Origin of the sequence: Legionella sp. 227 (assembly GCF_043161935.1) — a bacterium.
Classification (GTDB): Bacteria; Pseudomonadota; Gammaproteobacteria; order Legionellales; family Legionellaceae; genus Legionella; species Legionella sheltonii.
The window spans coordinates 3,092,217-3,117,903 of sequence record NZ_CP171154.1 but is presented as its reverse complement, the minus strand read 5'-3'; the positions used below and the strand labels follow the sequence as shown (position 1 = coordinate 3,117,903).

Here is a 25,687-nt window from a genome sequence, read left to right as displayed (position 1 = left end):
AAATTCCTCTCTCCCACTTGTGGGAGAGAGGTTGGGGTGAGGAGTTCCCTCATCCGCCCATACGGGTACCTTCTCCCCGAGGGGAGAAGGGAAACACAATGGCTGCGCTGCACCCAGGTTCCAGTTTATCAGGCAGCCACTTAAAGCTGTCTTCGTGCCTCAAGCACATTTGGGATTTGCTCTAATTTTGTTAATAGGCGAGACAGGCTGTTTAGACCATCAACATCTACAGTTAATGTAATATATGCCATGTTTTCTTGTTTGTTACTTTGAGTTTGTAACGCATAAACATGTGCTTTTTCATTGGCGAGTAATGATGTGACATCTTTTAAAAGCTCAGAACGATCAAATGCCTTGATTAAAATATCCACTACATAGTTTTCACGCGTAGCACTGCCCCAAGTAACTTGCAAGAAACGTTGCTTTTGGTGTTCACTCGCATGGATAATGTTAGGACAATCTGGTCTATGTACTGACACACCTCTTCCTACAGTGATGTAGCCAATAACTGGATCACCTGGCACGGGTTGGCAACATCGAGCCATAAAAGTTAATAAATTACCTACCCCTTCAATCCGAAGATCGCTCCCAGTAACTTCTGGTTTGGCCTGTGGTTTAACAAATCGCTCAAGATTGAGTTCTGAAGTAGCTGGTGGAGCAAGTTTACTAATGATTTGTCCTATCTTAATATCACCACGTCCAAGATTTGCATACAGATCATCAAGCTTTTTGAAATGCAGTGCCGCCGTCACTTCATTCAGTTTATCGGATTTTATTCCTAAAGATTTTAATTCTTTATCTAATAACTCACGTCCATCCTGGATGTTTCGATCATAATCTTGCATTTTAAACCAATGCAATACTTTGGCTTTAGCTCGAGATGTTTTGAGATAGTTTAAGTGTGGATTGATCCAATCACGAGATGGCTTGATTTCTTTTCCAGCCAAAACCTCTACCTTATCTCCTGTTTTCAGTTGATAAGTCAATGGAACGATATGGCCATTGATACGAGCCCCACGACAGCGATGTCCTAAATCACTGTGTACGTGGTATGCAAAATCTAAAGGAGTAACGCCTTGGGGTAGATCAAGAACATCACCATCAGGAGTAAAAACATAAACTCTATCTTCGAGAAACTCTGTGGTTGTACTCTCGGGAACCCCCTTATTACTTGCCATTTCTCGATGCCAGGCCAATACATCGCGTAACCATTCAATTTTACGTTCATGGCTTTGTTTCTGTTTAAAACCACCCTCTTTATATTTCCAATGTGCGGCAACACCCATTTCTGCCAAATCATGCATAAGAAATGTTCTTATTTGGACTTCAAAAACTCGACCTTCAGGTCCTTTAACTGCTGTATGCAACGATTGATAGCCATTTGCTTTAGGGTTAATAATATAATCATCGAACTCAGCAGGAATTTGCTTCCAAAGTGTATGCACCATACCTAAGACCTCATAACATTGAGGTTGGGTATCTACGAGGACACGTACCGCTGTAGCATCATAAATTTCATCAAGCGACACATTCTTGCGCGTCATTTTTTTATAAATACTATGGATATGTTTTGATCTACCGTAAACAGCAAAATGATCTATTCCGCTTGCTTTAATTTGTTCATTAAGCTGGGCAACAATAGTATTAACAAAGTTGTCGCGCTCCAGGCGTTTGGCTTTCAGACCCTTGGCAATCGCTTTATAATCCTCAGGATGTAAATGGCGAAAAGCCAAGTCTTCCATTTCCCATTTGATCGCCCCTATTCCCAGCCTGTTGGCTAAAGGTGCATAAATTTCCATTGCCTCGGTAGCTAATTGTTTGCGTAACTCTTCAGATAAATGAGTGGCGGTTCTTAAAACACACAAACGTTCAGCAAGCTTGATTAATACAGCCCGCACATCATCTACCATAGCCAATAACATTTTGCGAATGTTATCAATTTGTTGCTTATTTTGTGGGTATTTATTTAATCCTTGAAAACTGTGCATCGCGCTCATGCGCTCAATACCTTTCACCAGCTTCGCAATATTAGGACCCAACTGCTCAGACACGTCATCAATAGACAGATCAGCATAATGCACATTTTCAAAAATAATTGCAGCAGCCAGCGTTTCTGGATCAACTTCAAGATCAGCAAGCAAATCCGCCATAATCAATCCTTGTTGCAAACAAGAATGACCTGTTTCTGTAGCATGTTCTTGGCCTGCAAGCTGACTGAGAGTGCATGCGCTACGAATGAGTTCAAGATTTTCCAAATAGCCTTTTGCGCCTAATTGATGAAGCCATAAATCAACATCAATGCTTCCATCTTCGCACAATGGAACGGTATCTTTTACTCTAACCATGAGTTTTATCCTTTTTCAAATAACGCTATCGACTCGACATGGGCAGTATGAGGAAACATATCCATTACTCCTGCTGTTATCAGTGTATAGCCTTTTTGATTGACTAATATATCAGTATCTCGTGCTAATGTTACGGGATTACACGATACATAAACAATACGCTCTGGATTTAATGCATCAATTTGTTTCACAATTTCAAGCGCACCTGATCGAGGAGGGTCAATTAATACTTTACTGCAGGGCTGTTGAACCAGTTTCTTTACTTCATTAATATCATCCAAATTTGCAGCATAAAAATCTACATTTGGGATATGGTTTAATTTGGCATTCATATATGCTCTTTCAACCATAGTCTTACTGCCTTCAACACCGAGAACTTTGGCACAAAATTTAGCCATTGGAAGTGAAAAATTTCCCAACCCACAAAATAAGTCTAGCACTATATCTGTACTTTTTAAGTCCATAAGTTGTATTGCTTGCGATACCATGGAACGATTTAACGCAGAATTCACTTGCGTAAAATCTGTGGGGTGAAAGGAATAGGTAATATCATAGTCCGGTAATGTGTAAGTTAAATACTCACTGGATTTGGGTGGATAAAAACAATAAACGCTGTCGGGGCCACCAGGTTGAAGAAAAATTTTATATTGATAGTCTTCAGCAAATTTTTGAATTTTTAACTCATCTTCACAATTTAGAGTGGTTAAATTCCGAAAAATCAGCGCAACCTCCTCATCCCCCGCAGCAACTTCAATTTGCGCAATACAATTTTTATCTTGCATCGAATCGATCAATTGTCTTAACGGAATGATATCAGCATCAAGTTTGGCATTTAAAACGGGGCATTGGGTAATCTCTGTAATATACCGAGGATTATTACGTTCCCTAAACCCAACCATTGAAGTCTGTTTCTTCTCAACAAATCGTACACTTAATCGTGCTTTATTTCTGTAATTCCAATAATTTGACACTAGAGGTGATAACACAGTTTGCGGTTTAGTATGCCCGTATCGTAATAACAAATCCAATAATTGCTCTTGTTTAAAATGAATTTGTTCTTCTTCGCTCATATGTTGTAATGAACAACCTCCACACATTGAATAATGCGGGCACTTAGGTTCCACCCGTAAGGGAGAGGGTTTAAGAACCTTAAGTAAAAGGCCTTCATCAAAATCTTTTTTTATGCGTTTATACTGGAACTCAATGAATTCACCTGGCAATGCACCTTGAATAAAAGTTGCCTTACCTTGAATACGCGCAACGCCTTTTCCATCATGGCTTAAATTATCGATTTGAGCAGTTTGCGGGGTGGGATTCTGTTTGGGTTTTGCTCTTCTCATGAAAGTATTCTCAACATATAAATCTTTTAATTAACTGAAAAACCATGCAATTGTGAAAATAATTGCATGGTTTAAAACGGTAAAGAGTACCACATGCAATTTATATTTGTCATGGTTATTTGTTATGACAAAATCCATGATGTTCAAATAAATATCATTGCATGTCCAGCTTAAATTCAAGTAATACCTATTATATGAACCCTCTCATATTCTGCTTTAATTGCAATAGATAATGTTTACTATTTCACGATTGAGTTATTTTAGAACATCTTTAAAATGAGCTTATTTATCAAGTAATTCATAGTCCTATTCACAGTGTTATCCACAGTTTCTGTGGATAACAAGTACATCAATACATTTTTATAAAAATAACAATACCGCGGTACATAAAGGGTTTATGAATTTTTTTAGTAAAAGAATGAAATAAAAAGCAACTTTTTAAAAAAAGTTATTCACAGGAAGAGAAATTTAAGATTGTACTGAGTGGGTCGTACATAATAGCTAAATAAAAATTTAAAAAACAGTCTTGACAGTGAATTTTTATATGTTTTTTATTAGAATGTTAATTTTGAATGGTTAATATTTTTTTCAATACAATTGCATCTTCAATGTTATTATCTTCTATGTAATAGCCCGGTTTAATTTCTACTTGTTCAAAGCCCATACTCTGATAAAGAGATAACGCTGCTTTATTGCTAGGTCGCACTTCAAGAATGACATAATCAATATGCTGTGATTCAGTTAAAGAAAAAAGCACTTTTTGGAGAAATTGGCGTCCATAACCTTTTGATTGAAATGTTTTGGCAATACAAAAATTTAAAATATGACAGCATTTGTTACTGTGTCTAGAAATAATATAACCACCAATCAGCAGTTTACTTCCTTCATCAACTTCGCATAAGCGACAATCATATCCTACACGAACGCAATCCCTTAAAATCTCTCTACTCCAAGGAGCAATATGAGTATTTTTTTCAATTAAATAAACTGCATCAACATCTGATTCAGTCATGCGCCGAATGTTGAATGCCATCCCTGTTTGCTCCCAAATAATTTTTTGTCTGAAACTAAGGAGAAAACTCCCAATTACCTTACTGAATATTTGCTATTCCTGCAAAAGCCGAAAATTAACTACTACTTTGACAACAAAAAACTACGAAAACTGCCCCATCCCTGCACCTATTAATTTAATGCGAAACATCCCTTCTCCCATAGGGGAGAAGGTGCCCGTCAGGGCGGATGGGGGGAGTACAAGCATTTTCTGTCAAATATTATTCAGTACTTTTTTTCTTTTTTGGCAAATAAAGATCTGTTATCGTACCTTCAAATGCCTCTGCAGCTTGAGCAATAGTTTCCGAAAGTGTCGGATGTGGGTGTATTGTCAGGGCAATATCTTCAACATCACAACACATTTCAATAGCCAATGATGTTTCAGCGATTAAATCACCGGCATTAATTCCAACAATTCCTGCACCCAATATTCGGTTGGTATCAGGACAAAATAACAATTTCGTCATTCCTTCTTCACGTCCCATACTGAGAGCACGGCCACTGGCAGCCCAAGGGAAGGTAGCTTTTTCATAGCGAATCCCTTTTTCTTTTGCTTCTTTTTCAGTTAAACCTGTCCAAGCAATCTCGGGATCAGTATAGGCAACACTCGCAATACATTTGGGATCAAAATAATGTTTTTTTCCAGCGATAACTTCTGCAGCAACTTTACCTTCGGGAATAGCTTTGTGCGCAAGCATAGGTTGACCAACCACATCGCCGATAGCAAAAATATGCGACACATTGGTTCTTTGTTGATTGTCCACCTTGATAAAGCCTCGCTCGTCCACTTTTACCCCAGCTTTTTCTGCATCAATTGCACCACCGTTTGGTTTTCTTCCAACTGAAACAAGAACTTGTTGGAAGCATAGCGGTTTGTCTGTTGCATGCTCGCCTTCCATAGAAACATAAATACCATCCTTTTTGGCTTCAACTGCGGTTACTTTGGTTTTCAAAAGGAATTTGACGCCTTTCTTTTGCATACGTTTTTGCAAAACAGTAACGAGATCCAAATCAGCACCTGGAATAAGTTGATCCATAAATTCAACTACAGTTACATCAACTCCAAGGGATGAATAAACTGTGGCCATTTCCAGTCCAATAATTCCTCCACCTAAAACCAATAAATTGCCTTTAATATCAGCAAGTTCTAACGCACCTGTTGAACTAAAAATACGTTTGTCTTCAGGAATAAAAGGTAAATTAATGGATTCAGAACCTACAGCAATGATAGCGTTTTCAAACTCTACTTCGACAGAGCCATCTTTAGTAGCCACAGTGATTTGGTGGGAGCCCGAAAACTTCCCTACCCCAGTAATTACTTCCACTTTACGCTGTTTTGATAAGGCTTTTAGACCACCTGTCAATTTGGAAATAACAGAGTTTTTCCATGCAACAATTTTTTTATTATCCAGTTTGGGTTTGCCAAAGCTTACACCTTGCTCAGACATTTCATGAGCTTCATCAACAACTTTTGCAATGTGCAACAATGCTTTAGAAGGGATACAGCCCACATTTAAACAAACCCCACCTAGTGAATCATAACGTTCAACTAAAACTACTTTTTTTCCTAAGTCCGCTGCTCTAAATGCTGCTGTGTATCCACCAGGTCCACTTCCTAACACAACGACATCAGTTTTAATTTTATTAGCCATTACAAGCCTCTTTTAATTAGATATTATAAAAAACTACAGTAAAATTCGTCTTATATCACTTAAGCAATCACAAATAAAACGAGTAAAACGCGCTGCTTCAGCACCATCAATCACTCGATGATCGTACGATAAAGATAAAGGCAACATTAACCTTGGTTGAAATGTGCCATTTTCGTAGACAGGTTTTATTTCAGAACGAGACAACCCAAGGATCGCTACTTCGGGGCTATTCACTATTGGTGTAAAAGATGTACCACCGATACCGCCTAGGCTGGAAATAGTAAAGCAGCCGCCAGCCATATCTGCTGGCATCAATCCTTTATCTCGAGCCTTTGAGCTTAAACGCGTCATTTCAGTTGCAATATCAGCAACGCTCAACCTATCCACATTTTTAATTACCGGCACTACCAAACCATTTGGCGTCTCGACAGCAATTCCTATATTGCAATATTTTTTATAAACAAGATTAGCACCGGTAGCATCTAAAGATGCGTTAAATTGTGGGAACGCTTTTAAAGCTTTGCTCACTACGGCACAGACAAATGCAAGTAATGTAAGTTTATAACCCTTTTCTTTTGCATTCTCTGCTTCAGATTTTCTAAATGCTTCTACATCGGTAATGTCAGCTGAATCAAATTGTGTTACATGAGGTATTGTAATCCATGAGCGATGCACATTAACCCCAGTCAGTCTTTTAATTTTATTAAGTGGTTTCGTTTCAATTTCACCAAACTGACTAAAATCAATTACTGGATTAGATGGCATGCCTAAAGAACTCGAACTGGGTTGCTCACTGAGACGTGCTTTTACAAAAGCCTGGACGTCTTCTTTCGTAATACGCTCTTTACGACCAGTTCCTGCAACTTCAGATAAGTTTACCCCAAGCTCTCGAGCCATACGTCTTACAGCAGGACCGGCAGCGAGTATTCTTGTTGACTCTACGGTGCTGGCAGAAATAGGTTTTGATGAAACATCTTCTTGTTTATGATCCTCTGCGGCTGATTTCAAGGATTCAGAAGCACTTACTTGCACTGATTCGCTAGGGGTTGGTTCAGGTTTTTCTCCTTCAGAATCATTTTCTACAGTAGCTAAAAGAATCACATCTCCTTCAGATACTTTATCACCAACTTTTACACTGAGTTTCGTGATTTTCCCAGCCACTGGAGAAGGGATATCCATGCTGGCTTTATCTGACTCTAAGGTAATAAGTGGTGTATCAACTTCAATCTGATCCCCAACGTGCACCATAATCTCAATCACGTCAACTTGGGTTGCGCCACCAATATCGGGTATCTTGATTTCTTTTACACTTTCTGATTTTTTTTCCTGCACAATTTGAGGTTTATCCACCTCTTTATTTGGCGTTTCATTTTGCGGGGCTCGTGGTGCACTTTCTTTTTCAGTTTGTGATTTACTTTCAACTGTTGCCAAAAGAATCACGTCTCCTTCAGAGACCTTATCCCCCACTTTCATTTTCAGTTTAGTGATTTTTCCGGCAACCGGAGAAGGAATCTCCATGCTGGCTTTATCTGATTCCAAAGTAATAAGTGGTGTATCAACTTCGATCTGCTCACCAACCTGAACCATTATTTCAATCACATCAACTTGAGTAGCCCCACCAATATCAGGAATCTTAACTTCTATTTCGTTTGACATGTCTTTCCTCAAAGGTTGCCGATTAATTCAAGCAACGATCTTCAGGAAGCAGACCTAAAATAGTTATCCGCTTCCTTAATCTCAGGGCTTGAATTATCAAGGCCTCTATCTATTTCAATTCTAATGATTAACCGGATTCAATTTATCAGGATTAATGTTATAGCGCTTCATTGCATCAACTACTTTGGATTTATCAATGCTTCCTTCAGCAACTAAAGCGTTTAATGCTGCCAAAACTATAAATTTAGCATCCACTTCAAAGAAATGACGTAAACGTTGACGTGTATCACTTCTTCCATAACCATCTGTACCTAATGTTACAAAATAATTTGGAACAAAAGGTCTAATTTGATCCGCATAAAGTCTCATATAATCCGTTGCAGCAATCACTGGCCCGGTTCTACCTTCTAATTGTGTTGTAACATAGCTTTTTAATGCCTTTGCCTCAGGATGCATTGCATTATATCGCTCCGCAGCTAATCCATCTCTTCTTAACTCATTAAAGCTTGTCACGCTCCAAATATCTGAGGTCACAGAATAATCTTCTTTTAGCATCTTTGCAGCTTCAATTACTTCACGCAATATAGTGCCACTTCCCATTAGTTGCACATGCTGTTTGGATTTTTTCTTATTATCCTGAAGTAAATACATTCCTTTTATAATACCCTCTTCAACTCCTTCAGGCATGTCCGGATGCATATAGTTTTCATTCATCACTGTAATGTAATAAAAAACATTTTCTTGCTTTTCATACATACGGTGTAACCCGTTTTGAATGATCACAGCAAGCTCATAAGCAAAGGTAGGATCATAAGAAACACAATTAGGAATTGTTGATGCATATAAATGACTATGCCCGTCTTGATGTTGCAATCCCTCTCCCGCCAGAGTTGTTCTTCCAGCGGTTCCACCGAGCAGAAATCCTCTGGCTTGCATATCACCTGCAGCCCATGCTAAATCGCCAATGCGCTGAAATCCAAACATAGAATAATAGATATAAAATGGAATCATGGCCAATTTATTGGAACTGTATGAAGTTGCCGCAGCAATCCAAGAACAAAAAGCACCTGCCTCATTAATTCCTTCTTCTAGGATTTGTCCATCTTTAGCCTCACGATAAAACATTACCTGTTCGTGATCTACTGGGGTATAAAGTTGTCCAACTGGAGAATAAATACCAATTTGTCGAAACAACCCTTCCATACCAAACGTTCTGCACTCATCAGGAACAATTGGAACAATACGCGAACTTATCTCTTTATTTTTTAGTAATACAGAAAGTATTCGTACAAAAGCCATTGTTGTTGATATTTCTCTATCCCCTAATCCTTTTGTAACGGATGAAAAATCTTCTAAGGGAGGAGTTTTAAGTGGCTCTACTTCTGTAGAACGTGATGGCAAATACCCACCTAAAGCTTCCCGTTGCTTTTTGATGTATTTAATCTCTGGGCTATCATCCGCAGGTTTATAAAAAGGAATGTCAGCAATTTGCTCATCACTGATAGGAATACTGAATCGATCTCTAAACGCTTTTAATTGATCAACAGTCATCTTTTTTTGCTGGTGGGTGATATTTTGTCCTTCACCAGCAGCTCCCATTCCATAGCCTTTAATTGTCTTTGCTAAAATAACAGTTGGTGAACCTTTATGCTCCACAGCTTTGGCATAGGCCGCATAAACTTTTTGCGAATCATGTCCACCGCGATTTAATCTCCAAATTTCTTCATCCGTGTAATTTTCAACCATTTTCTTTAATTCAGGATATTGATTAAAGAAATGTTGTCTTACATAGGCCCCATCATTTGCCTTGTAGGCTTGGTAATCACCATCAACACATTCTTCCATGCGTTTTTGCAACCAGCCATCCTTATCACGCTCAAACAATGGATCCCAACGGCCACCCCAAATGACTTTAATGACATTCCAACCTGCTCCACGGAATAAACCCTCGAGTTCTTGGATAATTTTGCCATTGCCGCGCACAGGGCCATCAAGTCTCTGTAAGTTGCAATTCACAACAAAAATAAGATTATCAAGTTTTTCTCGAGCAGCAATGCTTAAAGCGCCTACTGACTCTACCTCATCCATTTCACCATCACCGAGGAAAGCCCACACCTTTCTGTCTTCAGTGTTAATGAGGCCTCTGTTCTCCAAATATTTTAAAAAGCGTGCTTGATAAATAGCTTGTAATGGCCCCAATCCCATAGAGACAGTAGGAAACTGCCAAAACTCGCTCATCAACCAAGGATGCGGATATGATGATAAACCATCAACTTCTACTTCTTGTCTGAAATTACTTAATTGCTCTTCTGTCAAACGTCCCTCAAGGAAGGCTCGTGCATAAATTCCAGGAGAAGAGTGTCCCTGAATATAAATTAAATCACCACCATGCTCGCCATTGGGTCCTTTAAAAAAATAATTAAATCCAGTTTCGTATAAAGTAGATGATGAAGCATAGGAGGCAATATGTCCTCCAAGCTCAGGAGCGTACTTTCCAGCACGTAAAACCATTGCCACAGCATTCCAGCGAATTAATGCACTAATGCGTTTGCCAATCCCTTCATCGGGAGGAATTTGCTTTTCTTCATAGGGTTTAATGGTATTTTTGTAGGGGGTATTAATTGAACTCGTTAAGTTAACCCCTTCTGAATTTGCTCTATTAAGAAGCTGCTTCAAAAGAAAAGCACCTCGTTCAGGGCCATCATTGACTAATACAGCTTGCAGGGCATCCAGCCATTCACGCGTTTCTATAGGATCCAAATCTAATTTAGTTTCATTTGCCATGAAAGTGTTCCCCGAAATCTATTAAACACAATAAGGTATAGCGTGTAATTTTTTTGGAATTACACCAGTGCAACCTTTCTTACACATTGCCAAATCAAATAAGCAATCGCATGTCACTTTGCGGCATTGTAGTGGATCGCGGTAAGAATTCAACTCGCGCATCACCTTTTTGCCTTCAACTTTTCGTTCATGCACGTATTTAGCAAAATTTTTCTCTGCCGTTCTTTCAGCCCTATAAGAACAAGTTGGGCAGTTATCAACACAATTTTGTCTGCAAAATTCAAAATGTTGCATGCACGTCATATTGCATCGTTGTTCTTCTTGGGCTTTAAGTGCGCTTTGTTTTAATCCCTGGCAACCCCCAAGTCCTAATATTATAGTGCAACAAACTAAACGCAAAAAAGAATTCATATAGAGAGCATCCGAATAAATAATCATGCAGGTTGAGCCATAAGCCCAACTCCAATCTCAATTTATAAATTAAAAAACTAAAGCCAAGGAATTAAGGTAAATAGCGCAATAAAAACCAACATGACTATAATTGCATGTTCCACTAAACCTTCGGCTTCAGGCATAGGAACTTCTTCGGCTTCATTTGTTCTTACTGCTAATAATCCACACTCACGTAGCATATTACTATTCAAATCAGGTTTGGCAAAAAAGTATTTGGTGAACGAGGAAAAACCGCGTTGAAAATTTCCCACAAGTAAAAAAAGCAAAGCGGTTAATCGCGCAGGAATCCATTCAAGCAAATCAGTAATTTCATTTGCTTGCTCACTAACAGAATTAAGATCACGGCATAATGTGATCAGACGGTAAGCCAAAGCACCTACAGGTCCGGCAATAATATACCAAAATACCAGAGAAAATAATTGCCGGTTAACTAAGATAAAATAGTCCCCCAAAATCTCTTGATTACTTTTAGTATCTGATTGAGTTACTGGGTAAAAGACATTCTGTGGGCCAAGGCAATAAAAGAAAATGAACAAACTTAAAAGAAGTCCCATCAATCCAAAAACAATATGGTGCAGTAACAAATATATGATTAATACAAGCAATACGACAGGTATTACTATTAAGGCTAACAATATCCAGGGATTAGTAAACATGCTGTGTTTGTCGGCAAATGTTTTTATTTTTTGATAATAGTCGGCAAACCAATAGAATCGTTGATAGGACATACTGTGAATTAAAAAACGTTCACTAAGTAAGCACAATAAGATAACAAGTAATTTCATTATTTAATCCTTACGCATTTTATCAGAGAATGCTATGGGGGTTGGGTATTTCAAAACAACAAAGTATGATGAAACAATAAAAGTTAAAATAGTAGTTGCTTGAATTAAATTTGATGCCTTATCCGAAATAAGGTTGGTGCTTAGAGCAATACTGGCGACAAGTAATGAAAACTCGCTCGCTTGCCCCAATCGGATACCAACTTCCTTCGCAACTTGTTTTTTTTCACCCGACTTACCAAGAAGTAAATAAAATAATATCGGTTTAAATAGTAAAACCAAACCTGATAAAATAAGTGCGGGAATAATGACTTGATGTGCCAGTCCAAAATTAAATGTTGCCCCGATTGAAAAGAAAAACATAACCAGGAAAAAGTCTCTTAAGGGTTTTAAACTCTCTGCAATATAAAGAGAAATAGGACTTGCTGCTAAAGCCACACCAGCAATAAATGCACCAATATCTTCTGAAAGACCTATTGCTTGCGCAAGAACAGACAAGCCAAGACACCATCCAATTGACAAAAGAAATACATATTCTTGAGTTCTATCGAAACGAGCCAGTAATCGGATCAAAACATACCGCTCAATGGCAAATGCAAACAGCCATAGTGCAGGTAAATCAATTCCTACTAGAATGATATCATCGATGGATAAACCGTTTGTTTGTTTCGCACCATTGATTAGGATCAGTACAATAATTGCGATAACGTCTTGCATTAATAATACACTGATCATGACCTCACCAGTATGCTGATGGTGTAAGATGGTTGTTGGTAATAATTTCAAGCCAATAATGGTACTTGAAAACATCATTGATCCACCTAAAATCCATGATTCATTTACAGTTAAACCGAAAAGCCTACCCACCCAATAACCCATTACTGCAAAAAGAATTGAACTAATTAGAGCAATCCATGTTACTTTCTTAAGCATGTGTATCAGGTTTTGTGGCTGCAAATGCAATCCAAGTAAAAATAATAGAAAAACAATTCCAACATCACCAATCTGCTTAACAATAGTTACATCGGATACCAGACTTAAGCCCCAAGGGCCAAACACGGCACCAAGAAGAATATAAGCAACCAACAGGGACTGTTTGGTATAAAGAACCAATGTTGATAGAAATGCAGCGCCTGCGAAGATTAAGAAAATTGTATAAAACACACTGCCATCATGCATTGATTGAATACCTCAATATTAAAAAATATCAACCTAAGAAAATTTTAGCTTGATGATGTCGCAAGAATAAGAAAATGAACACAAAAAACGAGTTAATACACGCTTCATCAATGCTACAATTTTGTTACCATAGCAATTCTAATGTCCTGAAAATTCGACGCCATAATTTTATCTATTAATCCGCGAATTAGCTATCAATAATTCAATCTTAATTAAATCAAAACAGAAAAAGATCCTGTAATACCATTAAGAACCAATTTATGCTTTAAACTATCCGCCATAATTTTTGACCCAAATGGCCCTACTCTAACAATATAATGCTGTTTAAAATGTTCAATATAAACGGGAGAAGGAGTAAGGTGGGATAATTTTTCTTTTAAACGCTTTGCCAAGATTTCGGTCGAAAAAGCACCTGCTTGCAGATAATAATGCGCTTGTCCTGCAGGTCCCATTAACGTTTCAATTTCAACTGGAGCTGTTCCTTTAGGAAATACCCCAAGTTTTAACGCTGCAGCGTATGACAAATCGATGATCCTATCTGAGTGAAAAGGACCTCGATCATTTACTTTAACAACAGCTTCTTTTCCATTATTTAAATTTTTAACTTTTACATAAGTAGGTAAAGGTAAGGTCTTATGGGCAGCAGACATGACGTACATATCGTAAGGCTCGCCGCTTGACGTTCTTTGCTTGTGAAACTTTGTTCCATACCAGGAAGCAATCCCTCGTGTTTTATAACCCGTAGAGCTTCTCATCACCTGGTATGAGCGTCCATCAACAGAATATTCAGTCGGGTTGCCGTATCGGCTCAGTGGTTCTTTGGTTGGCACGGGCTCCTTGAAAGTGACTGCTTTCTTTTTAGAGGGAGCCCCGTCTTTTAATTGGGTGTAACGATTTGTTTTATTTTTATAGCGATTATATATGGAATTATTCGTTTTTTTACTTGCTTGTCGTGTAGACTGTTTCGCCCCTGCTGAGGCAGAATCAAGAGACTGATTTGTAGTTTGACATCCTGTTAACAGAATGAGCACAGCAATAAGTATCTTTCGCATTTTTTCCATTATTTATTATTATTTTCTGGCTAATATACCGAAATATCACTTAATTTCGAAGACTTATTTTAATTTGAAAAAAATTTCATTATTTTTCATCTGTTATTTTGTTGCCATCAAAAGGCTGTGATAATATATTCTCATTTTTGTAATCGGACTCGTAAACAACATGACAAGAACCACGTCTATTCTATTAACCACATTGTTTATCATTACCTTATTTGTACAATCAACCAATTCAATTGCTGATGAAGGTTCATTACCTACAAAACCTACCGCTGATTTGGAAAGACCCTCTCCAACAGTGAATGATAAACCCTTAGTAACCCCTGCTCCTCCAATTCTTAATGCAAAAGCATACATATTGATTGATGTGAACAGCGGTAAAATCATTGCTGAAAAAAACAGCGAAGAGCGTTTACCTCCTGCAAGCCTAACAAAAATGATGACTTTATATGTCATTTCCAATGCATTGCATCATGACCAAATTCACCTCACTGACAGTGTGCGTGTAAGTCGTGATGCCTGGAAAATAGGTGGCTCTCGCATGTTCATCAAAGAAGGACAACAAGTCCCAGTGGAAGACTTGCTTAAGGGAATTATTGTTGACTCTGGTAATGATGCCTGCGTAGCAATGGCAGAACACGTGGGAGGAACTGAGAACTCATTCACTGATCTTATGAATCAGCAAGCTCAAAACCTTGGAATGAAAAACAGCCATTTCACTGACAGTACTGGTTTGCCCGATCCTAATTTGTATACAACAGCGAAGGATTTAGCGATTCTTGGTAGAGCATTGATTATCGATTTTCCACAATATTATGATTGGTATAAGCAAAAATGGTTTACCTACAATGGTATTCGTCAACCCAACAGAAATCGCTTATTATGGCGCGACAATCAAGTCGACGGTATTAAGACTGGTCATACGAATGATGCAGGGTTTTGTCTCGTCTCTTCTGCAAAACGTGACAACATGCGTTTATTGGCAGTAGTCCTTGGAGAACCAAGCGACTCTTCCCGTGCTGATGATAGTGAAAAATTACTAAATTATGGTTTTAGATTTTTTGAAACCCATCAACTTTACAAATCAGGACAATCAATAACCGAGCTTCCTCTTTATAAAGGAAAAGTAGATAAAGTTACTGTAGGATTAACTGAAGATCAATTTATCACCATTCCTACTGGCCAATATCAACGATTAAACATTTCAACTAAAGTTCCATCTTATCTTGAGGCTCCGATTAAAAAAGGTGATAAAATAGGTGACTTAGTGGTTCAATTTGATAATAACGTCGTCTCGACCCGACCTCTTTATGCTTTACAAGATGTTGAATCAGGCGGTTTTTATACTCGAACCAAAGACTCGATACGTTTAGCCTTCAAACGTTGGTTTGGCTCCTAGGATTTATAGGATTGAGGATGAAAAAAACGACTTTAATTGAATTTCCCTGTTATTTTCCTATAAAAATAATAGGGAATAATTCGCCCGTTTTTTTTGAGGAAATTAAACACATTACTATCACTCACTTTCCTAACATTGAAGATGAGGCATTGACTCATAAGATGAGCAAGGACTCCAATTACTTGGCAATAACAGTCACTGTTTATGCTGAAAATCAAGAGATGCTTGATGCGTTTTATAGAGCCGTTACCCAGCATCCCGAAGTAAAAATGGTTCTATAATGAAAATACGACAGCTAGGTATTAAAGATTACAATGATGTTTGGCTGCTAATGAAAGAATTTACTCAAAAACGTGAAGCAGAAACACACGATGAGCTTTGGCTCCTAGAGCATTTCCCTGTCTATACCCAAGGACAGGCAGGCAAACCCGAGCACATACTCAATCCTCAGTCCATACCCATAGTGCAGTCTGATCGAGGAGGACAGGTAACCTATCATGGACCTGGCCAGCTAGTTGCCTATGTACTAATGGATATCAGGAGAAAAAATTTAGGGATCAGATCATTAGTGAGTAAATTAGAACAAATTTTAATCTCTGTTCTGGCAAAATATCAAATAGAAGGCTCTATTCGTTGTGGTGCACCAGGAGTATATGTCAAAGAACAAAAAATTGCTTCAATAGGATTAAGAGTAAAAAATGGCTGTACCTATCATGGAATTGCGCTCAATGTTGATATGGATTTAAACCCTTTTTCAGGAATAAATCCTTGTGGATTTGCAAAAATGGAAATGACTCAAATAAGCCATTTCGTTCCTGATGTTCAAATCTCTCAAGTTAATCAGCATTTCGTGCAATATTTTCTAGAACAATTTTATCCCTGAATACAATATGAATTTGTTCGTTGACTATGTACAACCGCTTACAGAATGGTTGCAACACAACCCGCGTTGGTCTTTATTCATTACCTTTCTAATTTCTTTAACAGAATCCCTGGCAATAGTGGGCAGCATCGTCCCAGGGAGTGTCACTATGACCGCTATAGGGATCCTCGCTGGCTCTGGGATTATGCGTATTGATTTGACTTTATTGGCAGCTATTTTAGGTGCTGTTGCTGGCGATAGCCTAAGTTATACCTTGGGTTATTATTACAGTGATCGCTTAACTGAAATATGGCCATTTAGTAAATATCCAAAATGGATAGAATATGGTAAGGAATTCTTTAGAACACATGGTGGAAAAAGTGTATTAATTGGTCGCTTTGTTGGTCCTTTGCGATCAATTATTCCTGTCATCGCTGGAATATTGCATATGAAGCAATGGCGTTTTTTTGTAGCTAATGTCTTATCTGCAATTGGCTGGTCTTTATTATACGTAATGCCTGGTGTCGCAATCGGAGCAGCAAGTCACGAATTATCAGCAGAAAGCGCGACACGTTTATTTATCCTAATACTTGTTTTACTTGCAGGGCTCTGGGTGATTAGTTTAGTTATAAAGCGACTAATTCGGTTGTTAAATACTTTTTTAATGGCTTATTTACATGATTTTTGGCTCAGGCTTAAAAACAACTCGCTATGGGTATATGTATATAATGCATTTACACCAAAAAGTGAAACAAACCATTATCCTACAGCCGCTCTTGTCCTAATAGCCGTAGTTTGTATGCTCTTTTTTTTAATTATTCTTGGATTAACAGTTACAACACAATACCTAACTTATGTTAATTTGCCTATCTATTTATTTTTACAAAGTTTTAATACATTGTCCTTAAAAGTATTTTTTATCTTTTGCACCCAATTAACCTCTACAATAACGATAATTAGCGTTTTTATTATTTGTTGTTGCTGGTTCATTTTCTATAAGAATAGAACAGCGATTATTTATTTATGCAGCCTGATTTTTATAAGTAGTGTGGTAGCGCTATTACTAAACTCACTTATTCATAGTCCTAGACCATCAGGACTCTTAGTGACTCTTCCTGGATTCTCTTTTCCCGCAACTAACCTTTTGATTGCAACTGCATTATACGGATTTATTTTATTTTACATTAATAGAACCTTTACCCTATTTGCGAATATACTGAAATCAATTCTATTTGTAATTTTGGGTTTTAGTGGATTAGGCTCTCTCTATTTAGGGGATTATTGGTTCACCGACGTGTTAACATCCTATTTTTTAGGTACATCAATTTGTTTAATTCACTGCTTGGTTTATAGAAAATCTAATATACCTCTCAAGAAAGCAAGCCATTCATTGTTGATGCTCTCGCTGCTTTTAATAGGCATTCTTTTAGCTTCGGTCACATCGACCTACGTTAATTTTAAAACGCTATCTTATAACCATACGCCCAACTATAAAAAATTCACTCTCAGTGAAGTAACATGGTGGGAGCAAGAAAAACCTATTCTTCCAATGTATCAATACAGTAGAATTGGTAAAAGGATCAGTTTATTGAACGTTCAATTCGCAGGTAATCTAGAATCATTGCAAAATACTTTAGATAAGAATGGGTGGAAGTTACAAACAGACTCATTTTTTACGAACTTACTTATGCGCATGAATAAGCAACCAAACAGTATTAAACTCCCATTATTTACTCAATTATATGAAAATAAAGCGCCCTTGCTCGTCATGACCTATACCGACGAAGAGACTAAGTTAACACTGGAGTTAAGAATTTGGGAGTCTAATTATAATTTACTTGAATCGAACCAGCCCTTATGGATAGGCAGCATTCATCCATCCAACCGTGCTAACAAGCAGATGAGTAACCAAGGTTATTTTCCTCAATTACTCAATCCATCAAAATATTTGTTTAAAAAGAATCACTCCTTTGCGGTCAAACAAATCAAATTACCGGATACTATGATTAAAACAACAATCTATCCAACAGAGCCCTACTTAACCCTTATTAAAGAAGAACATCAAGTCCTTAGCAAATAAAACCAAGTATAAATAAGATACCGTAGATGCCCAATGAATTACCTGATTTTAATGTAATCTAAAATCACTGGTTTTGCTTCTCGATTTCTTCATATACCTGCGTGGTGTCTTTATAGCGCTGCCTATATTTTATAAAGAAAAATGGTTTATCATGACATGAATACTAGCTGATAAGAATTAGAAACTCCTACGCTTAATAATAAGAACTAAGGGTAGAAATCCCCTATCAGATAAATCAAATTGAAAAAAGATCTTAGTGGCCCTCCTCAAGCGACAATCAAAAACTTCTTTCATACATTTCATTCTCTATACATATGTAAAAATTACTGTTATAACTATATAGTTTTAAATTAAATACCATTTAATTTTGAGAGTATGGCTCAATGTATACACTGGGAAAATTAATCCAAGCTTTTTTTCCATTAATTGCTCTAGTACTCTTTATTATTGGAATTAAAAGAAACGCCATTTATTATATAATTTCATCTCTTTGGCTTAGCCTAATTGCGGTGTTAATTCATTTCCAATTTTCAGGGAATCAAATTTTTGGAACCTATTTTAACTATTTTAATGCAGGCATTTATTCATTTAATTTCCTTATCTTGCTCCTTGCATTACTCCAAGTCATTTCACATTTAAGTGCTAATGGTCCCGCATTGAAATACACATACGCCTTTATAAGTTCACTTATGGTGGTGGGAGCGTTAATTGTAATTAGTAATCTTTGGATTAATGCTTTTTTTATAGAAAATAAGTTGGAAGGCACTCCCATAATGCAAGTAGCTCTGTTTGAAAAACCAGATTATTGTGCCAATAAGTATGTTTTTTACAAAATTGATCAAGACAGCAACGTCACATACCTCTGTCCAAATTATTATGGTTTGTTACCTTCAATTGGACACTTAGCGACAAGTCCAGATTTTATTACAACACAATTGTCATTACCTGTTAAAAAACAATTACTTTTGAAGCAAAAAAATAAGAGTTAATGTATTAATAAATTATTACAAAGGGTTACGTAGTCCTGATTCGGTCTGGAGGTTAAATTGTTCTTTGGGTTAATCTTTGATAATATGCCAATAATTCAGCACTTTAATATTAATATGAAACGGTTATTATCTCTTACCATATTCATTCTTAGTTTCAATTGTCATGCAATGGCCCCCAAGCTTAATTGGGACCAAGCGGTTGACAAAGCAATAAAACGCTATGGTTTACGAGTTGAACCCAGGCTTAAATCTTATTTCTCCAAAGCAAAAGTAAGTTATCCTCCCAGTGAGATCGCCTTACTCGCTTTTAAATCAGAAAGAAAAGTAGAGCTATGGGCCAAAAATACTAATCAAAAATGGAAACATATACACGACTATCCTTTAACTGGTTTCAGTGGGCGGTTAGGACCTAAGTTACGTGAAAATGACAAACAAATTCCTGAAGGGGTTTACAGACTGGTTAACTTCAACCCTTTTAGTAGTATGCATTTATCCATGATGATTAATTATCCCAATAATTTTGATAAGCAAAAAGGTTATCAAGATGGGAGAAGAAATTTAGGTAATAATATTTTTATTCATGGTAAAAATTTATCCGTTGGTTGTCTGGCTGTAGGCGATCTGGCTATAGATCAGCTTTTTATTTTGGCACGTCGTGTTGGTCTAGATAACATTCAAGTAATTATTGCACCAAATGATTTGCGTAAAGGTAAGCCATCAACTTCTACATTTGCTCAACCCAGATGGCTTCCTGAATTATATAAACAAATTGCAGACTCACTAAAACCCTTTAACAAAAAAAGCTATACAGTTTAAGAGCTAGTGCAAAATCAAATGTAGGTTGGGCCAAGGACCAACCTACAAATATGAGAATAGATTTAGGCTGTTTCATAGCCCGAATTAGCACAGTGTAATCAGGGAATTACAGTTCATTCACCCGTAAACTTCAAGCTTTTTTCAATTATTCCTTTGGTAAAGAAGCCAAAAACTCAGTGACCTCTTTCGGGGATAACTCATAACACTGTCCCCGTGACAAGTACCTTGGCATAGTTAATAGGCCGTAGCGAATACGTATTAATCGGCTAACTTCGACACCTTGCGATTCCCACAGGCGGCGGACTTCCCGATTACGCCCCTCATTTAAAGTCACGTGATACCAAGAGTTAGCACCCTCACCGCCTCGAAATTCTAAACGAGTAAATTTAGCGACTCCATCTTCCAGTTCAACTCCCTTTTGAAGCTTATTTAATGCTTCAGGACTCACCTGACCATGCACTCTCACTGCGTATTCCCTTTCTAAACCATATTTTGGGTGCATTAACTGATTGGCTAACTCACCATTATTTGTAAAGATAAGTAACCCAGAAGTGTTCAAATCCAAACGTCCTACTTGCACCCAACGACCTTGTCTTAAGTTTGGTAAATGATCAAAAACTGTTTTTTCAAATTTAGGATCATGGCGGCTAGAAATTTCTCCAACAGGTTTATGGTAAAGAAGAATGCGTACATTTTGTCTTACCTTAAGTGGATTGGGAATTAATTTTCCTTTTACTGTGATCTTATCTTCAGCACTTGCTGAGTCCCCTAATTTAACAGGTTTTCCATTCACTTGTACCCAGCCATTCTCTATCCATCGCTCCATTTCTCGTCGCGAGCCAAGACCTGCTTGGCTTAGTATTTTTTGTAACCTTTCGCTGCTCATTCGGTAATATACTCTTCGTTAGGATTGTGTAAGGTTAATGCTTCCATAACCTCGGGTAAGGTTGGAAGTTCATTTAAATATTTTAAATTAAAATAATTTAAAAATTCTCTCGTCGTTGTATATACAGCAGGTTTACCTGCTACATTTTTATAACCAGAAATACGAATCCATTCTCTTTCCAGCAGTGTTTTCATTATTTGACTGCTTACTGCTACTCCACGCAACTCTTCTATATCTGCTCGAGTAACGGGTTGCTTATAAGCAATAATGGCTAAAGTTTCAAGTAAAGCACGCGAGTATTTAGGGGGTTTCTCAATTTGCATTCGCGCAATCCAGTTACTGTATTCTTTTTTTGTTTGAATAATAAAACCTGTTGCGAGTTGTACCAGATCAAAAGATCGAGATACATACTCCTCCTTTAGGTCATTGATAATAACACTTAAATACTCTTTAGTCGGTCTTTGCCACTCATCGAAGACCTCTAACATTCTATCAAGAGATACGGGTTCATTACTGCTTAAGAGTAATGCTTCCACTATGTTTTTTAATTCCTTTTCATCCATTTTATGCTGCCTGTAAATGTATTGGTGAAAATGGTTCATTTTGCGTAATCACAATCAGTGATTGTCGTGCTAACTCTAAAATAGCCAACAAAGAGACAACTAATCCAATTCGACCTTCTTTAATAGAAAATAATTGATTAAATTCCAAGAGCTTGTGTTCCTGTAGCTGCATTAAAATATGGCTCATACGCTCACGAACTGATAACACCTCACGAGAGACCTGGTGATGGCTTATTTGTTCTTCTCTTTTCAATAATGATTTCATTGCATCAATTAAATCCTCGAGTGTAACTTCAGGGTGCACGATTATCCTCTCAAGTTCTGAAGGTACTACTTGAATCATAAAGTGATCACGCTCTTGTCGAGGGAGTGCATCAAGCAGCTCTGCTGCAATTTTTATTTGTTCATAGGCTTGTAGTTTTCTTACTAGTGCCATTCGAGGGTCCTCTTCCTCTTCATCACTCGTGGGTGGCGCTGGTAGTAACAGCCGAGACTTAATTTCTGCAAGCATTGCAGCCATCAACAAATAATCAGCCGCTAACTCCAATCTTCTACATTCCATTAATTGAATGTAATGCAAATATTGTTTGGTAATACTCATAATAGGAATATCTAAGATATCAAGATTCTGTTTGCGAATAAGATATAAAAGCAAATCGAGTGGGCCACTAAATGAATCCAGCAGTACTTCAAGCGCATCTGGAGGAATAAATAAATCATCCGGAAGCTCTGTAAGCTCCTTACCATCAACTATTGCTTTTACTTCCGGATTGCTTGATATTTCAATATCCATGCTAACAACTCATTCTTATTTAGCTTGTCAGTACACGTTCAAAGATCGACATAATCAACAATAGAATGGGTGAACCTGGACCTACTGTCATTATTCTAAAAATTTATGTCATTCCCACACAAAGACAAACGGGAATCTACTCCTAAAATAGCCTTGTGCCGCCCGAAAAAGAAACTCCCTCCTTCGGGAACGACAGTTTCTATTTAATAACAGTGAAGCCTGGGGCATTATGATAACGCTTAAGGACACCCATACAGCAGAGATCAATAATCGAGTCCCATGACTTCTCGGACCGTACTCAAATTTTTACTAGCCACTTCTTGCGCTGCCTCACTCCCCTCAGAAACAATTCGTTTCACGGAGCTCAAATCAGACTCATATTCTGAAATTGCTTCCTGGATAGGCTGTAACTCTTTATTAATCGCGTCCACAACAGGTCTTTTACATTCAATACAACCAATCCCTGCAGAACGACATCCATTTTGTACCCAATCTTTCACTTCATTATTCGAGTAAATTTTATGAAATTGCCAAACTGGGCATTTCTCTGGCTCGCCAGGGTCTGTTCGTTTGACTCGTGCTGGGTCAGTTGGCATCGTCAATACCTTTTTTTCGACTTGTGCCGGCGGCTCTCTTAACATAATTGTATTGTGGTAAGACTTAGACATCTTTTGTCCATCAAGCCCAGGCATCTTGGCTGTTTCAGTCAGTAATGGATGTGGTTCTGGTAGAATAATTTTACCACTTCCCTCTAAATAGCCTAATAAACGCTCTTTATCGCCAATAGATAAATTAGACTGGTCTTCTAAAAGAGCCTGTGCTGTTTTAATCGCTTCGTGATTCCCATGCTCCTGAAATTGTCGACGTAATTCACTATAATATTTGCCGTTCTTTTTCCCCATTTTTTTAATTGCTTCAGCTGCAAGCTCTTCGAAATTAGGCTCCTTACCATAGATATGATTAAATCTACGCGCAATTTCTCTGGTCAGCTCAATATGAGATACCTGATCTTCGCCAACTGGAACATAATCGGCATGATAAATTAGAACATCAGCACTTTGTAATAAGGGATAGCCTAAAAAACCGTAAGTGGATAAATCCTTTTCTTTTATTTTTTCTTGCTGATCTTTAAAGCTGGGCACCCTTTCAAGCCAGCCCAAAGGTGTAATCATGGATAAGAGTAAATGAAGCTCTGCATGTTCTGGCACCCATGATTGAATAAATATTCGTGATAATCCTGGATTTACCCCGCAAGCCAGCCAATCAATAATCATATCCCATAAATGGTTTTCGATAAAACCGGGTTCGTCATATTGTGTTGTTAAGCCATGCCAATCGGCCGCAAAAAAGAAGCAATCATATTGATGTTGTAATTTAATCCAATTTTTTATTACACCATGGTAGTGCCCAAGATGTAATCTTCCGCTGACTCGCATTCCAGAAACAACTCGTTTATTGGAACTAAATAGTGCTGACATCAATATCCTCTTTTTTTAAATATTATTATCTAAAGGGCTCAGGATCACCTTTACCCTCCCTTATTATCACTGGATAATCACCAGTTAAATCAACCACCGTTGTGGGTTCATGCCCACAATTACCACCATCAATAACCAAATCGATTTGATTTCCCAAAAGATCTCGAATCGCCTCAGGTTCACTTAATGGAGCTTTGGCACCAGGAAGAATTAATGTAGTGCTCATTAAAGGAGCATCAAGACAATCCAACAGTGCCAGTGTAATCATGTTATTAGGCACCCGTAATCCCAATGTTTTTCTTTTTGGATGCAACATTAAACGAGGAACCTCATGTGTTGCATTAAGAATAAAAGTATAGGATCCCGGTGTGAATGCTTTCAATAATCGAAATATTGGATTTGATACTCGCGCATACGTGCCAAGTTGCGATAGATCACGGCATACAAGAGTCATATTATGATTCTTATCCAATTGACGTAATTTTCTAATGCGCTCGAGCGCGGCCTTGTTCCCCAAACTACAACCTAATGCGTAGCCTGAATCTGTGGGATATACAATTAAACCACCTTCCTCAATAATATTTACCGCCTTTCTCAACAAACGAGCTTGCGGATTATCAGGATGTAATGCAAAAAACTGACTCATAAAGTCCCCTGTTATATGTTCCATTCATGCCAAATAGGCGTACAGTTTGCTGGTAGTTGTTTTTGACCACCAAGGTTAACACGTGAAGTGCGATCACTATGATAGTCTGAACCAGAAGAACCTAATAAATGAAAACGAAGACATGTTGCAGCCATTTCATTAACTTCAGTTACTGTCATTTCCCCCGAGACGACTTCTATTCCTACTCCACCTGCTTCTTTAAACTCATTAATTAACTCATGCAATTTAGAACGCGTCAATCCATATTTAAGAGGGTGAGCAATGACTGCCTGGCCACCAGCAGCGATAATGCCCTGCACTGCCTCTTGAAGGCTAATCCAGGGAGTAGGCACAAACGCACACTTACCTCTTCCTAAAAAACGTTTAAATGCAGCAGCTAGATCCTTAACCATTCCTTCATTCACGAGAAGCTGTGCAAAATGAGGTCTACCTACTCGTTCATGACCAGCCAAATTACACGCTTTTAAGTAGGCATCCGAAATACCGAGTGAGTCCAAAGCACTAGCAATTTGTTGCGCGCGATCTACTCTACTTTGATTTTGCCGCTCAATCAGTTCCAGAAAATCTGCAGTATGATTTATTTGATAACCAAGGATGTGTAATTCATGCTTTTTCCATCGAACACTAAATTCTATGCCATTAATTATTTTAATGGATGTCGCAGCGGTTGCCTCAAGTAACTCTGAATAACCTGCAACAGTATCGTGATCGGTGAGTGACAAACACCTAATCTTTTGATTTTGCGCTTTTTGTATTAGTTCTTTTGGACTTAAAATTCCATCAGAAAAACTGCTATGACAATGAAGATCGATCATGAATTCGTGTTATATCAAAAAGAATGATTGTAGCATAAAT

General features: G+C 37.8%; 22 protein-coding genes. 6 read left to right on the top strand and 16 right to left on the bottom strand.

The annotated features are described in order from the left end of the window. Window positions 1-140 precede the first annotated feature (140 nt). The 10 genes from relA to ACF8MK_RS13535 form a co-directional block, all read right to left on the bottom strand. The gene (gene relA / locus ACF8MK_RS13580; RefSeq protein ID WP_265704150.1) at window positions 141-2,345 is read right to left on the bottom strand and encodes a GTP diphosphokinase; all 2,205 of its coding nucleotides are present in this window, start codon (window positions 2,343-2,345) and stop codon (window positions 141-143) included. A gap of 5 nt (window positions 2,346-2,350) precedes the next feature. After that, window positions 2,351-3,685 (bottom strand): 23S rRNA (uracil(1939)-C(5))-methyltransferase RlmD, encoded by a 1,335-nt coding sequence (gene rlmD / locus ACF8MK_RS13575; RefSeq protein ID WP_392537096.1) that lies wholly within the window; start codon window positions 3,683-3,685, stop codon window positions 2,351-2,353. Between the two features lie 562 nt (window positions 3,686-4,247). Next, window positions 4,248-4,718, bottom strand: a complete 471-nt coding sequence (gene rimI, locus ACF8MK_RS13570) for a ribosomal protein S18-alanine N-acetyltransferase (protein WP_392537095.1) — start codon at window positions 4,716-4,718, stop codon at window positions 4,248-4,250. Between the two features lie 238 nt (window positions 4,719-4,956). After that, the gene (gene lpdA / locus ACF8MK_RS13565) at window positions 4,957-6,387 is read right to left on the bottom strand and encodes a dihydrolipoyl dehydrogenase (RefSeq protein ID WP_392537094.1); all 1,431 of its coding nucleotides are present in this window, start codon (window positions 6,385-6,387) and stop codon (window positions 4,957-4,959) included. A 33-nt stretch (window positions 6,388-6,420) separates the two neighbouring features. Next, on the bottom strand, window positions 6,421-8,043 hold the full coding sequence (gene aceF / locus ACF8MK_RS13560) for a dihydrolipoyllysine-residue acetyltransferase (RefSeq protein ID WP_392537093.1): 1,623 nt from the start codon (window positions 8,041-8,043) through the stop codon (window positions 6,421-6,423). Between the two features lie 120 nt (window positions 8,044-8,163). Further along, entirely contained in the window at window positions 8,164-10,827 is a 2,664-nt protein-coding gene (aceE, locus tag ACF8MK_RS13555; RefSeq protein ID WP_392537092.1) for a pyruvate dehydrogenase (acetyl-transferring), homodimeric type, read from the bottom strand. A 21-nt stretch (window positions 10,828-10,848) separates the two neighbouring features. Further along, window positions 10,849-11,238, bottom strand: a complete 390-nt coding sequence (locus ACF8MK_RS13550; protein WP_392537091.1) for an acyltransferase — start codon at window positions 11,236-11,238, stop codon at window positions 10,849-10,851. Window positions 11,239-11,315: 77 nt separating this feature from the next. After that, the gene (locus ACF8MK_RS13545) at window positions 11,316-12,065 is read right to left on the bottom strand and encodes a hypothetical protein (protein ID WP_392537090.1); all 750 of its coding nucleotides are present in this window, start codon (window positions 12,063-12,065) and stop codon (window positions 11,316-11,318) included. 3 nt (window positions 12,066-12,068) lie between these two features. Further along, entirely contained in the window at window positions 12,069-13,241 is a 1,173-nt protein-coding gene (locus tag ACF8MK_RS13540; protein WP_392537089.1) for a cation:proton antiporter, read from the bottom strand. Window positions 13,242-13,453: 212 nt separating this feature from the next. Beyond that, window positions 13,454-14,293, bottom strand: a complete 840-nt coding sequence (locus tag ACF8MK_RS13535; protein ID WP_392537088.1) for a septal ring lytic transglycosylase RlpA family protein — start codon at window positions 14,291-14,293, stop codon at window positions 13,454-13,456. Window positions 14,294-14,462: 169 nt separating this feature from the next. Between ACF8MK_RS13535 and ACF8MK_RS13530 the strand changes: the two genes are divergently transcribed. From ACF8MK_RS13530 to ACF8MK_RS13505, 6 genes are all read left to right on the top strand, one after another. Next, window positions 14,463-15,698, top strand: coding sequence for a D-alanyl-D-alanine carboxypeptidase family protein (locus ACF8MK_RS13530; RefSeq protein WP_265704141.1), 1,236 nt, complete (start codon window positions 14,463-14,465; stop codon window positions 15,696-15,698). 17 nt (window positions 15,699-15,715) lie between these two features. Next, window positions 15,716-15,979, top strand: a complete 264-nt coding sequence (locus tag ACF8MK_RS13525) for a YbeD family protein (protein WP_028380440.1) — start codon at window positions 15,716-15,718, stop codon at window positions 15,977-15,979. After that, window positions 15,979-16,581: a lipoyl(octanoyl) transferase LipB gene (gene lipB / locus ACF8MK_RS13520; protein ID WP_392537087.1), complete on the top strand. Its 603-nt coding sequence runs from the start codon at window positions 15,979-15,981 to the stop codon at window positions 16,579-16,581. Before ACF8MK_RS13525 ends, lipB begins: the two co-directional genes overlap by 1 nt. 7 nt (window positions 16,582-16,588) lie before the next feature. Continuing rightward, window positions 16,589-18,640, top strand: coding sequence for a VTT domain-containing protein (locus ACF8MK_RS13515; protein WP_392537086.1), 2,052 nt, complete (start codon window positions 16,589-16,591; stop codon window positions 18,638-18,640). A gap of 383 nt (window positions 18,641-19,023) precedes the next feature. Continuing rightward, a complete protein-coding gene (locus ACF8MK_RS13510; RefSeq protein ID WP_392537085.1) occupies window positions 19,024-19,629 on the top strand; it encodes a type I secretion system protein LssZ in 606 nt (201 codons plus the stop codon). A 168-nt stretch (window positions 19,630-19,797) separates the two neighbouring features. Then, the gene (locus tag ACF8MK_RS13505; RefSeq protein ID WP_392537084.1) at window positions 19,798-20,445 is read left to right on the top strand and encodes a murein L,D-transpeptidase family protein; all 648 of its coding nucleotides are present in this window, start codon (window positions 19,798-19,800) and stop codon (window positions 20,443-20,445) included. A 145-nt stretch (window positions 20,446-20,590) separates the two neighbouring features. Here the strand turns inward: ACF8MK_RS13505 and rluB are convergent, their stop codons facing one another. The 6 genes from rluB to ACF8MK_RS13475 all read right to left on the bottom strand — a co-directional run bounded on the left by rluB (window position 20,591) and on the right by ACF8MK_RS13475 (window position 25,647). Beyond that, window positions 20,591-21,331 (bottom strand): 23S rRNA pseudouridine(2605) synthase RluB, encoded by a 741-nt coding sequence (rluB, locus tag ACF8MK_RS13500; protein WP_392537083.1) that lies wholly within the window; start codon window positions 21,329-21,331, stop codon window positions 20,591-20,593. After that, window positions 21,328-21,894 (bottom strand): SMC-Scp complex subunit ScpB, encoded by a 567-nt coding sequence (gene scpB / locus ACF8MK_RS13495; RefSeq protein ID WP_265704136.1) that lies wholly within the window; start codon window positions 21,892-21,894, stop codon window positions 21,328-21,330. The genes rluB and scpB overlap by 4 nt, the downstream gene beginning before the upstream one ends. Before the next feature lies 1 nt (window position 21,895). Further along, window positions 21,896-22,687: a segregation and condensation protein A gene (locus tag ACF8MK_RS13490; RefSeq protein WP_392537082.1), complete on the bottom strand. Its 792-nt coding sequence runs from the start codon at window positions 22,685-22,687 to the stop codon at window positions 21,896-21,898. 263 nt (window positions 22,688-22,950) lie between these two features. Beyond that, window positions 22,951-24,165: a tryptophan--tRNA ligase gene (locus tag ACF8MK_RS13485; RefSeq protein ID WP_392537081.1), complete on the bottom strand. Its 1,215-nt coding sequence runs from the start codon at window positions 24,163-24,165 to the stop codon at window positions 22,951-22,953. A gap of 25 nt (window positions 24,166-24,190) precedes the next feature. Then, entirely contained in the window at window positions 24,191-24,811 is a 621-nt protein-coding gene (locus ACF8MK_RS13480; RefSeq protein WP_265704133.1) for an L-threonylcarbamoyladenylate synthase, read from the bottom strand. 11 nt (window positions 24,812-24,822) lie between these two features. Further along, entirely contained in the window at window positions 24,823-25,647 is an 825-nt protein-coding gene (locus ACF8MK_RS13475) for a PHP domain-containing protein (RefSeq protein ID WP_392537080.1), read from the bottom strand. Window positions 25,648-25,687: the final 40 nt, after the last annotated feature.